An 11,981-nucleotide genomic window follows, 5' to 3' on the forward strand; every position below is an offset into this window, starting at 1 on the left:
TGGGAATGAAGACGTCGACCGACTCGTGCGGAGCCGGTCTGGAAAGCGGTGAGACGGTATGGCAGAGATGGATTTTGCTCAAGCATTGGAGCAGGCCAAGGCCAAGTACGAGATGATTTCCAAGGCGCTGGATCCAGAGGGTTTGCGCTCGCGAATTGCAGATCTGGAGCGTCAGGCCAGTGCGCCTGGACTCTGGGATGATCAGGAGAATGCCCAGAAGGTGACCAGCAGGCTCTCGGCCCTGCAATCCCAGCTCAAGCATCTGGAGTCTGCATCCTCCCGGCTGGAGGATGTCCAGGCTCTGGAGGAGCTGGGCCAGGAGGAGCATGACCAGGACACCCTGGTGGAGGCCCGCAAGGAGATCGACTCCTTGAGGTCCGACCTGGCTGACATGGAGATCCAGACCTTGCTGGACGGGGAGTACGACGAGCGCGCCGCCGTGGTCACTATCCGCTCTGGTGCCGGCGGGGTGGACGCGGCCGACTGGGCCCAGATGCTCCTGCGCATGTATATGAGGTGGGCTGAGCGGCACGGCTTCTCCACCAAGGTCATGGACACCTCATACGCAGAGGAGGCCGGCATCAAGTCGGCCACCTTCCAGGTGGATGCCCCCTACGCCTACGGTCGGCTGTCGGTGGAGGGCGGCACCCATCGTCTGGTGCGGATTTCGCCCTTTGACAACCAAGGCCGAAGGCAGACTTCCTTCGCTGCCGTCGAGGTCATTCCCCTGGTGGAACCCACTGACCACATCGACATCCCCGACTCGGATATCCGAGTGGACACCTACTGCTCTTCCGGCCCCGGCGGCCAGGGTGTCAACACCACCTATTCGGCCGTGCGTATCACTCATTTGCCGACCAATATCGTGGTCACCATGCAGGATGAGCGCAGCCAGATCCAGAACCGTGCGGCTGCCATGGCCGTTCTGCAGTCCCGTCTGCTGGTGCTGCGGCACGAAGAGGAGGCCAAGAAGAAGAAGGAGCTGGCCGGCGACATCAAGGCCAGCTGGGGGGACCAGATGCGCTCATACGTCCTGCATCCCTACCAGATGGTCAAGGATCTGCGCACCGGATACGAGACCTCTGATACCCAGGGCGTTTTCGACGGCAACATCGATGCCTTCATAGAGGCCGGCATCCGCTGGCGGCATCAGCAGCGGGTTCAGGCCCGTGAGGAGGAAGCCAGCAAATAACCCTGCGCTCGGCCTCATCCGGGTCGGTGTTTCATGAGTGTGTAGTGTCGGTCTTCTTGATAGCCTCTGTAGGGGGAATACCGAGGAACGGAGAGTCAATGGCGTTGATTTCGCTCAAGGACGTGACCAAGATCTACCCCAAGGGGTCCCGTCCCGCCTTGGATGACATCAGCCTGGATGTCGATCGTGGGGATTTTGTCTTCCTTGTGGGCGCCAGCGGGTCGGGCAAGACCACCCTGCTCCGCCTGCTTCTGCGCGAGGAGGAGGCCACCGAGGGGGAGATCCGCGTGGCCGGCAACGATCTGCGACGCCTGCGCAACCGTGAGATTCCCGGGTATCGGCGCTCCATCGGCTTTGTGTTCCAGGATTACAAGCTGCTCAACAACAAGACCGTATGGCAGAACGTGGCCTTCACGCTGGAAGTCATCGGCGCTCGTCGATCCACCATCAAGACTCTGGTGCCTCAGGTGCTCAAGACCGTGGGGCTGACGGGCAAGGAGCAAAACTACCCCCATGAGCTTTCAGGCGGCGAGGCGCAAAGGGTGGCTTTGGCCCGCGCCTACGTCAATAATCCGGAAATCCTGCTGGCTGACGAGCCCACAGGCAATCTAGATCCCACAACCTCCTTGGGCATCATGGAGGTTCTGGATGCCATCAACCGGACCGGCACCACCGTGGTCATGGCCACCCACAATGAGGAGATCGTCAACTCCATGCGCAAGCGGGTGGTGGAGCTGCATACGGGTCGGATCATGCGCGACGAGGCCCACGGCTCCTACGATTCTTCGCGCTTCTTCCCCGATGCCGAAGTTGCTGCGCGCTCTCATCATGCCATCGGGGATCCCGCTGACGGCGATGCCCTGGACCGTGCACGTGAGGTTGGAGTTGGGGGGCGCCGTCCGGTGCAGGTTGTCGTGCAGGAGGGGAACAGCTCGGCTACCGAGCCCATCGCGGATGGTACCCAGGGGGCCAAGCAGGTGGTCCAGGCGGCGGCACAGGCCGTCGACCAGGGTCAGTATGGCGATGAGGGAATCGCACGGCTGGCCAAGTCCATGCATTCGGGGAGGACAGGACGTTATGGACAGGTCTTCACCTCGGTGGAGGACACCCTCACCTGGGGGAAGGGCCTGGGCAGTCTTGAGTCTGCGCAGGAAGATTCCAGTCAGCATGAAGAAGCCTCTTCGGGGCAGCCCGATCGGAAGGCCGACTCCGATTCTGACGAACGATTCCGCAGACCTGCACCGGTGTCCCAGGGCAGCCCGGATCGACCGAGTCAGTCGAGTGAAGGTCCCAGCGACAAAGACCAGGGCAAGGCAGGAACTGATCGCGCCGAGTCCGGGAATCGTCCCCAAGCAGAACCTGCAGAACCTGCAGCCTCCAGGAAGTCTCGGAAGTCCGCTCGTGGTTCGGAAGCTGCTCCGCGGCCCGAAGATGCGGGCAGTCAAGAGCAGGATAGGAACTCAGGTCGTGACCGCAAGGGTCTCGCGCATGACGATCACAATCTTGACCATGGTCAAGGCGGGCCCAAGAAAGATGACAAAGTCAAAAACCGCCAACGGTTGAAGGAATCCTCTGCTGAGGCTTCTGATCGTGAACAACAGTTCAAGAGGCCCGATGTCTCCAGCCCAGCCCAACCGACCGGTGAATCCGGTCAGGCTGCGGTCCACATGAAGCAGGACGGCGCGCAATCCTCAAAAGAGCCCTCCGGCAAGAGCAGGACCGGTAAAAAGGACTCGACGAATGAAATAGATCATGATGTCGAGTCTTACGATGCCGAGTCCATGGGGGCCCCGCCCGCTCCCCCTGAAGCCCCCAAGGCGGCCAGGAAGACCCAGCAAAAGAGCGGCGCACGGGCTCGGGATGAGCATCATGACAAGAAGAAGGCGGCACGATGAGACTGCGGTTCATCCTTTCCAGCACCTGGGACAACCTGCGGCGCAACGGGTCCATGATCCTCTCGGTCATGCTGGTTACGTTCATCTCCTTCCTCTTCATCGGTGCTTCGGGCCTCATGCAGGCCCAGATCAGCAAGGCCAAGGGGGACTGGTACGACCAAGTAGAGGTAGTGGTCTGGCTATGCCCGGACGGCGCCAGCCAGGCGGCATCCTGCGCGACCGGCAAGGCGCCCACCAACGACGAGATCGTCAAGCTGGAGAACACCATCAATACTGAGCTGCGCGACTCTGTGGCAAAAATCACCTACCAGAGCCGGGAGGACTTCTTCAAGAACACCTTCCTCAAGCAGTACCCCAACGGCACATATGAGGGAAGGACCATGACCGCAGCGGACATGCAGGCCTCCCTGCGGCTCAAGCTCAAGGATCCAACCAAGTACCAGGTGGTCTCCGAGGTGCTGTCCGGACGCGACGGCGTAGAGGAGGTGTCCGACCAGCGCCAGATATTCGATCCGGTCTTCAAGATCCTCAACAGGGCTACGGCAGTCACCCTGGTTCTGGCCGTAGTCATGGTGATCGTGGCCATCCTGCTGACTGGCACCACCATCAGGATGAGCGCCGCCTCGCGTCGCAACGAGACCGAGATCATGAGACTGGTGGGAGCCTCCAACTGGACCATACGGCTGCCCTTCATCCTGGAGGGCGTGGTGGCATCCTTGCTGGGATCTCTTCTGGCTGTCGGCGCTCTGAGCGCCATCGTCAAGCTTTTCATCACGGATTGGCTGGCCCGGACGGTCCAGTGGATGCCCTACGTGGACCAGTCCACGGTCCTGCTCATGGCCCCGGCGCTGATCCTGGGGGCCATGCTCTTGTCCGCATTGGCCTCTTCCATCTCCCTGCGGCGGTATCTGAGGACCTGATCCCCAGCGACGGGCCGGGTTGACCTTATGGGCACGAACTCTGCCATAATGATGACTAGCATGGATAAGTGATAGTGAGGACTTGACCATGAATCGTACGAAGCACTTGGAAGCCATCTGCGGCCTGGTGGGGTCGTTGGCCATGATGCTGGGCTGTGGGATCCTGGGGTTGACAGTGGCCCCTGCGCCGGCCCGGGCCGATTGGAGTAGCTATCAGCAGAAGGTACAGAGCCATCAGGCTCTGAAGAGCAAACTGGCAGGTGTCAACAGCCAGCTGGCCGACCAGATTCTCAGCCTCAACGATCTGACTGCCAACCAGATCCCGGCGGCTCAGCAGAGCGCTGTCGAAGCTCAGCAGCAGGCCGAACAGGCCGACAGTCTGGTTCAGGCCACCAACGACCGACTGCAGGCGGCCCGCAAGGATCGTGCCGACCTGGAGGCCAAGATCCGTCAGACCGGCATCGACTATGACGATGCCAAGGCCGGTGTGGCGCAGATGGCGAGAAAGAGCTTCCACGGCTCTGAGGCTTCCCAGGTCATGGACGTGGTGACCAAGTCCTCCAGCACCAAGGACTTTGTGGACAAGATGCAGTCCGATGCAGCCGTGACCCGATCCGAGGCCAACACAGCCAATGATGCCGCCAACACCCTCAATTCGTCCATGAATCGCAAGCAGCGTCTCGAGGCCATCGAGGAGCAGATCAGCACCTTGAAGGCCAAGGCCGACCAGCAGCAGGCGGCAGCCCAGCAGGCGGCAGCCGCGGCGCAGGCCAAGCAGGACAGCCTGCAGGCCTTGCGCGACCAGGGAACTGCAGCACGCAAGCAGCTGGAGGGGCAGAAGGCTGCCCTGACCACCCAGTCAGCCCGTGAGGCCGCTGACATCGTGGCCACCGAGTCGATGATCGATTCCCTCAACACAGGCAATGCCGGCGGCGGTGCCGATCCCCATGCCGGCGGCGCCCAGCAGGTCGGCGGTGGCGGCTCCGCACCATCGCCGGCTCCGCAGCCGGCTCCGCCGAGCAACGGGGGCGGTGGAGGTGCCTCCGGTATGAATTACGGGGTACCTGGCAGCTGTCCTGAGGGTTCTGGGTTCTGCTACGGCCATCCCACCGGCAACTCAGTGGGCGGCAGCGCTTATCCCGCCCGTCAGTGCACCCTCTGGGCCTACATCCGCCGTTCGCAGCTGTCCCTTCCTGTGGGATCCTACATGGGCAACGGGGCTGAATGGGCCAATACCGCACGCAGTCTGGGCTACTTGGTCAACAACACTCCACACGTCGGAGCCGCCATGGTCTTCGCCCGTGGCCAGCGTGTCGGTTACTGGAACGCCGACTGGACCTATGGTCATGTGGCCGTGGTCGAGCGGGTCAACGGGGACGGGTCCGTGCTCATCTCCGAGGGAGGCACCGGATTTGCCTCGTTCCCTGCCTATGAGACGGTTTACGGGGCTGGCAACTACCAGTACATTCATTACTGACATCGAAGCGGACCAGGTCCGCCACCTGGGACGCCACTCCTAGCCGTCCGGCCTACCAGGCGACATGATCGGCATGGTCCGGAGGAGGACATCATGGCTAAGGAGACTGGCACGTCGATGATTGCCCAGAATCGCAGGGCCCGTCATGACTACCAGATCGAGGATCGGTATGAGGCCGGCATCGCCCTGACCGGGACTGAGGTCAAGTCCTTGCGCGAGGGGCGGGCCTCCCTGGCCGAGTCATTCGTCAGCATCGACCGTCGGCACGAGGTCTGGCTGGAGAACGCGAATATCCCTGAATATCTCAACGGCACCTGGAACAATCATGCCCCCAAGCGCAAGCGCAAGCTGCTTCTGCATGCCAAGCAGATCATTCGCCTGGAGCGGCAGATTCAGGCCAAGGGCTACACCATCGTCCCACTGAGCTTGTATTTCAAGGATGGCAGAGTCAAGGTGGAGATCGCCGTGGCAAGGGGCAAACGTGAGTATGACAAGCGTCAGTCCCTGCGGGAGGAACAGGACCGCCGTGAGGCCCAAAGGGCCATGCGCTACCGGAACCGTCGGGGCTGAGATACGTGCTGATGCACTTTCCGATGCTCAGATGACTCTTGGATAGGGACGGTTGTCTGCTGATATTCCCTTGCACTATGCAGGTCGACACGCCCGGGGCTAAGGCGATTGGCGGTGTTCTATAAGGTCCTGAAGCTTGATCTGGAGCCAAAATCCGCCCTGCAGAGCAAACCGCAATGGAAGATCAATAGTCAGCCGCGTGCATAAAAATACAAATGTGTGCATAATAGTGCATGTCGATCAAGGGACACGGAGGGTCGCCTCGGGGCGGTCCGGAAGAGGAGAAGACATGGGCAAGATCAAGGCGATGCTGACGGCGGCTCTGAGTGTCGCCCTGCTGGCCTCCATCGGGGCCTGCGGAACCACCGACGAGGCGGACAACAACAGTGCGTCGGGCAAGGCCACAACAAGTTCCCACCCGGCGGCTTTTGACGTCAGCGGCATCAAGAAGGATCCGGCCATCGCGGCCAAGGTGCCCGAGTCGGTTGCCAAGGACGGGAAGCTGACCGTGGGCATGGAGACCTCATATGCGCCTGGTGAATTCATGAATGAGGACGGCAAGACACCGATCGGCTTTGACGTCGACCTGTCCAACGCCATTGCCAAGGTGATGGGGCTCAAGGGGGAGATGGTCAGCGCCTCCTTCGACACCATCATCCCAGCCATCGGCAGCAAGTACGACGCAGGCATCTCCAGCTTCACCATCACCAAGGAGCGGATGCAGTCGGTTGACTTCGTCACCACCTTCAAGGCAGGCACGGCCTTTGCAGTCAAAAAAGGCAACCCCAACAAGATCAATCCTGACGACATCTGCGGCGTCAAGGTCGGTGTGCAGACGGGCACCATCGAAGAGCAGCAGGCGACCGACAAGATCTCGGCCGAGTGCAAGGCCAAGGGCAAGAAGCCGGTGGATGTGCAGTCCTACAAGCAGCAGACCGATGCCGCCACGGCGGTGGTCAACGGCAAGATCGACGTCTTCTACGCCGACTCCCAGGTGACCGGATATGCCATCAAGCAGACCGACGGCCAGTTGGAGAAGCTGGGCAAGGATACCGACATCGTCCTGCAAGGAGCTGCTCTGAAGAAGGGCAGTGGCATGGCTGAAGCCACTCAGGCGGCACTCCAGAAGCTCATCGACGACGGCACCTACGCCAAGATCCTCAAGAACTGGGGCGTTCAGAGCGGTGCTGTCGAGAAGGCGGAGATCAACCCTGCAGTCTCTGACTGAGGCAAGCTGCTAGGCGCGGGTCGGCTTGACAACCGGTCTGCGCCTAGCGGTTGGCCCGGCTGGATAGGCTGGGCCTGAATACGTTCAGCGGTGCGGAAGGAAGCAGGAGATGCATACCAAGAAGGGGACGGACCAGATTCAGATCCCCGGCAGAATAGAGGCCAGGCCGGTGCGCAAGCCGGGGCCGATCGTGGCTGCCGTCATCGTGGCCATTTTCGTGGCCATGCTGATCCATGGCATGGTGACCAATCCCAACTTTGATTGGCCCACGGTCTGGAAGTACCTCTTTAACGAGCATGTCCTGGACGGCATCAAGTGGACCCTTCTGCTGACTGTCTACGCCATGGTTCTGGCCACAATCCTGGCCATCATCCTGGCAGTCATGCGCAAGTCGTCCAATCCGGTTCTGCGCTGGGTCAGCTGGTTCTTCATCTGGTTCTTCCGTGGCACTCCTGTATATACCCAGCTGGTCTTCTGGGGCCTGCTTTCCGTGCTGATTCCCAAGCTGGCAATCGGCATCCCCTTCGGGCCAGAGTTCTGGAGCATCGACACCAAGACCGTGCTCAACGCCACCGTGGCCACGGTGCTGGGCCTGGGACTGAACGAGGCTGCCTACCTTTCCGAAATCGTCCGTGCCGGCATCGAGGCTGTGGACCCTGGCCAGGAGGAGGCCGCCAAGGCTCTGGGCATGCCGCCCTCCATGATCATGCGGCGGATCGTCCTGCCTCAGGCCATGCGCATCATCGTGCCGCCTACCGGCAATGAGACCATCGGCATGCTCAAGACCACATCCCTGGCTCTTGCCGTGCCCTTCACCCTGGAACTCCAGTTCGCCACCAACGCCATCGCCAACCGCATCTACAAGACCATCCCGCTGCTGATTGTGGCCTGCATCTGGTACTTGGTCATCACCTCCGTTCTCATGGTCATCCAGGCCCAGCTGGAGAAGCACTACGGCAAGGGCTTCGACTCGCGGCCCCTGGCAGGGTCGGGGAACAAGGACGGCAAGGATGGCGAGGACCCGCAGACCCGCCAGGAGACTGACAAGGTCAACAAGGTCATGATGGCCGGGCTGAACGCCTGAGCGCAGGAGGAGAATCATGGACGAGGACAGGCAGACCAAGAAAGATGGTCAAGGCAATAAGAATCCGGCCATCGTCATCAGGAATGTGCATAAGGTATTCGGCGACCAGCATGTACTGCGGGGAATCAACCTGGAGGTCATGCCCGGCACGGTAACGGCCGTCCTAGGGCCTTCTGGTTCGGGCAAGTCAACGCTGCTGCGGCTGATTAACCAGCTGGAGACCCGCACGGCTGGCGAAATCTATGTGGACGGCGAGCTGACCGGATACCAGAAGATCGATACCGGCAAGGGCCCTGTGCTGCAGACCCTGGACGACAAGGCCATTGCCAGGCAGCGCTCCAAGATCGGCATGGTCTTCCAACGCTTCAACCTCTTTCCTCATATGACTGCCTTGGAGAACGTCATGGAGGCGCCGGTCCATGTGGGCCGGGTTCCTAAGAGCGATGCCCGAAAGGAGGCACAGGCCCAGCTGGAACGTGTAGGGCTGGAGGACAGGATGGACTATTATCCTGCCCAGCTCTCCGGCGGTCAGCAGCAGCGTGTGGCCATCGCGCGAGCCTTGGCCATGCACCCTGACATCATGCTCTTCGACGAGCCCACCTCAGCCCTGGATCCGGAGCTGGTAGGGGAGGTCCTGGGGGTCATGCGGCAGGTGGCCCAACAGGGCATGACCATGGTGGTGGTCACCCATGAGATGGGCTTCGCCCGCGAGGTGGCTGAGCAGATCGTCTTCATGGACCAGGGTGTCGTGGTGGAGCAGGGAGGCCCTGACATCATCGACCATCCGCACTCCGAGAGGTTCGCTGAATTCTTGCATACCGTACTCTAGCCTCAGCAGGCTCAGGCCCTGTCCAGGTTGTAGAAATTCCGGCAAGAAGCCTTCCGGACAGGCGACGGCGGAGCTCCCATGGCTAGACTGGGGTCCATGTGCGGAATCGTCGGTTATGCGGGATCGGTGCGGACGGCCTGCGGCAGGCCCCTGGAGGTCTGCCTCAAGGGTCTGGAACGTTTGGAGTACCGGGGCTATGACTCGGCTGGAGTGGCTCTTGCTGCCCCGGGAATGACGCAGGTGGCCATACGCAAGAAGGCGGGGCGCCTGGGCAATCTGGTTGCTGATCTGAAGACCAAGCCCATGCCCGAAGCCACCGTGGGCATCGGGCACACCCGCTGGGCCACCAATGGCGAACCCACTGATGTCAACGCTCATCCCCACACCAGCCGTGACGGCAAGGTCGCGCTGATCCACAACGGGATCATCGAGAACGCCTCAAGGCTGCGGCTGGACCTGGAGACCGAGGGATACACCTTCGTGTCCTCCACGGACACCGAAGTGGCGGCCAAGCTTCTGGGCAAGATTGCCCAGGAGATCGTCGATGCCACCGGCCAGCCCGATATCTTCGAGGCCATCAGGCGGTTGGCCCGCATGCTCAAAGGAGCTTTCACCATCCTGGCTGTGGACTCACGTCAGCCTGATCTGGTGGTGGGCATCCGACATGATTCGCCGCTGGTGGTCGGTCTGGGAGACGGGGAGAACTACCTGGGCTCCGATGTGGCGGCCTTCGTAGCCTATACCCGTCAGGCCATGGAGCTGGGGCAGGACCAGGCTGTCTGCATCAGTGCGGACCAGGTCCTAGTCACCGACTTTCAGGGGCATCCGGTGGAGCATCCGCGCCGCTACACCATTGACTGGGATGCCTCGGCCGCCGAAAAAGGAGGCTGGGACTCCTTCATGGATAAGGAGATCCACGAGGACCCGGCTGCCGTCTCCAATACCCTCTTGGGCCGATACGACGAGTCGGGTGACTTGGATCTGGACGAGGTTCACATCGATGAGGAGGTCTTCCGCCAGATCGACAAGATCATCGTCGTGGCCTGCGGGACGGCCTCCTACGCTGGGCTGGTGGCCAAGTACGCCATCGAGCACTGGGTCCGCATCCCGGTGGAGGTCGAGCTGGCCCATGAGTTCCGTTACCGCGATCCCATTCTGACCCCGCGCACCCTGGTTGTGGCCATTTCCCAGTCCGGGGAGACCATGGACACGCTGATGGCGCTTCGGCATGCACGGGAGCAGGGTTCACGGGTTTTGGCCATTTGCAACACCCAGGGGTCCACCATCCCCAGGGAGTCCGATGCGGTGCTCTACACCCACGCCGGCCCCGAAGTGGCTGTGGCCTCGACCAAGGCTTTCCTGGCCCAGATCGTGGCGGCCTACCTGCTGGGGCTGTACCTGGCCCAGGTCAAGGGGACCATGTATCGAGACGAGATCCACCAGACCATCGACAGCCTCAAGGCCATGCCTGCCAAGATCCAGAAGGTGCTGGACGGACAGGCCGAGGTCATCAGCCAGACGGCTGAGCGCATGTCCAAGGCCCGTTCCTTCCTCTTCCTGGGTCGGCATGTGGGCTATCCGGTGGCGCTGGAGGGGGCGCTCAAGCTCAAGGAGATCGCCTACATCTTCACCGAGGGGTTCGCCGCTGGCGAGCTCAAGCATGGGCCCATCGCCTTGGTGGAGCCAGGGGAGCCTGTGGTGGTCATCGTCCCCAGCGCACGGGGCCGCAATGTACTGCACGACAAGGTCATCTCGGCCATCGAGGAGGTCAAGGCCCGCGGTGCTTTCACCATTGTCGTGGCGGAGGAGGGCGATCCGGACGCCGGCCGCTATGCTGACGTGGTCTTTTGGCGGCCGCCCTGCCCGACCCTGCTCAGCCCCCTGGTTGATGTGGTCCCCCTGCAGCTGTTCGCCTTGGACATGGCCCGGCTCAAAGGTCTGGATGTGGACAAGCCCCGCAATCTGGCCAAGTCGGTCACGGTGGAATAGGGTCCCATGGCTGTCGGGTCCGGGCAGCGGGGGCACCGGATGGTCCTTGAGGAGCCGCGGATCCCCTTCGACCCCCGAATCATATACGAGGACCAGCGCATCATCGTGGTCGATAAGCCCCATTTTCTGGCCACTATGCCTCGAGGGATGTGGTACGCCAGTACTGTGCTGATCCGGATGCGCCGGCTCTACGGGGAGCCCGCCATCATACCCGCCCACCGGCTTGACAGGGCTACTGCAGGCGTGCTGGTTCTGGTTCGAGATCCGGCTGCCAGGCGGGCCTATCAGATGCTCTTCCAGGAGCATCGCGTGCGCAAGGTCTACCAGTGCCTGGCGCCGGTGCGACCCATAGTGCGTCCGCGGACCGGCACTGTGCGACACCTGGATTCGCCCCGGGTCTTCCCGCTGGAGCGCCGTTCCAGGATGATCAAGCACCGTGGGGTTCTCCAGGCCTGGGAGGAGCGAGGGCCTGTCAATGCTGTTACCAGGGTCGAGCTGACGGCGGGCCGAGGATGTCTGGCCACCTACACCCTCTACCCGAAGACCGGCAAGACCCACCAGCTTCGGGTGCATATGAACGCTCTGGGCCTGCCCATAGTGGGCGACGATCTTTACCCCCGGATCCAGACCCGGGCCTATGACGACTTCTCCCAGCCGCTGCAATTGGTGGCCCGTCGCCTGGAGTTCACCGACCCCTTCACCGGGGTTGATCGCATCTTCAACTCTTCTGTTCCCTTGGAGCCTCAAGGAGAAGTCTGAACAGTCAGCCTGGTGGGTCATAATGGTCAAGGGGTTCC

10 protein-coding genes are annotated in these 11,981 nt (G+C 61.7%); all 10 read left to right on the forward strand.

What is annotated here, in order from left to right; genetic code table 11:
* Positions 1–58 precede the first annotated feature (58 nt).
* Positions 59–1,192, forward strand: coding sequence for a peptide chain release factor 2 (gene prfB, locus AC0AII_RS01980; protein ID WP_101432689.1), 1,134 nt, complete (start codon positions 59–61; stop codon positions 1,190–1,192).
* A 98-nt stretch (positions 1,193–1,290) separates the two neighbouring features.
* Complete coding sequence (gene ftsE / locus AC0AII_RS01985) at positions 1,291–3,087, forward strand: cell division ATP-binding protein FtsE (protein WP_490445896.1); 1,797 nt, start codon at positions 1,291–1,293, stop codon at positions 3,085–3,087.
* Positions 3,084–4,007 (forward strand): permease-like cell division protein FtsX, encoded by a 924-nt coding sequence (gene ftsX / locus AC0AII_RS01990; protein ID WP_024626676.1) that lies wholly within the window; start codon positions 3,084–3,086, stop codon positions 4,005–4,007. Before ftsE ends, ftsX begins: the two co-directional genes overlap by 4 nt.
* An 88-nt stretch (positions 4,008–4,095) precedes the next feature.
* Positions 4,096–5,484, forward strand: a complete 1,389-nt coding sequence (locus tag AC0AII_RS01995; protein WP_490445897.1) for a CHAP domain-containing protein — start codon at positions 4,096–4,098, stop codon at positions 5,482–5,484.
* A gap of 93 nt (positions 5,485–5,577) precedes the next feature.
* The gene (gene smpB, locus AC0AII_RS02000; protein WP_024626674.1) at positions 5,578–6,054 is read left to right on the forward strand and encodes an SsrA-binding protein SmpB; all 477 of its coding nucleotides are present in this window, start codon (positions 5,578–5,580) and stop codon (positions 6,052–6,054) included.
* Positions 6,055–6,343: 289 nt separating this feature from the next.
* Positions 6,344–7,282, forward strand: a complete 939-nt coding sequence (locus tag AC0AII_RS02005; protein ID WP_490445898.1) for an ABC transporter substrate-binding protein — start codon at positions 6,344–6,346, stop codon at positions 7,280–7,282.
* 109 nt (positions 7,283–7,391) lie between these two features.
* Positions 7,392–8,366, forward strand: a complete 975-nt coding sequence (locus AC0AII_RS02010) for an amino acid ABC transporter permease (RefSeq protein WP_101432685.1) — start codon at positions 7,392–7,394, stop codon at positions 8,364–8,366.
* A gap of 16 nt (positions 8,367–8,382) precedes the next feature.
* Complete coding sequence (locus AC0AII_RS02015; protein ID WP_144085138.1) at positions 8,383–9,195, forward strand: amino acid ABC transporter ATP-binding protein; 813 nt, start codon at positions 8,383–8,385, stop codon at positions 9,193–9,195.
* 96 nt (positions 9,196–9,291) lie between these two features.
* Positions 9,292–11,184, forward strand: coding sequence for a glutamine--fructose-6-phosphate transaminase (isomerizing) (gene glmS / locus AC0AII_RS02020; protein WP_490446089.1), 1,893 nt, complete (start codon positions 9,292–9,294; stop codon positions 11,182–11,184).
* A 6-nt stretch (positions 11,185–11,190) separates the two neighbouring features.
* Positions 11,191–11,943, forward strand: coding sequence for a pseudouridine synthase (locus tag AC0AII_RS02025; RefSeq protein WP_490445899.1), 753 nt, complete (start codon positions 11,191–11,193; stop codon positions 11,941–11,943).
* Positions 11,944–11,981: the final 38 nt, after the last annotated feature.

The sequence above is a fragment of the Bifidobacterium sp. VU/mBH4 (B4) genome, assembly GCF_058199535.1.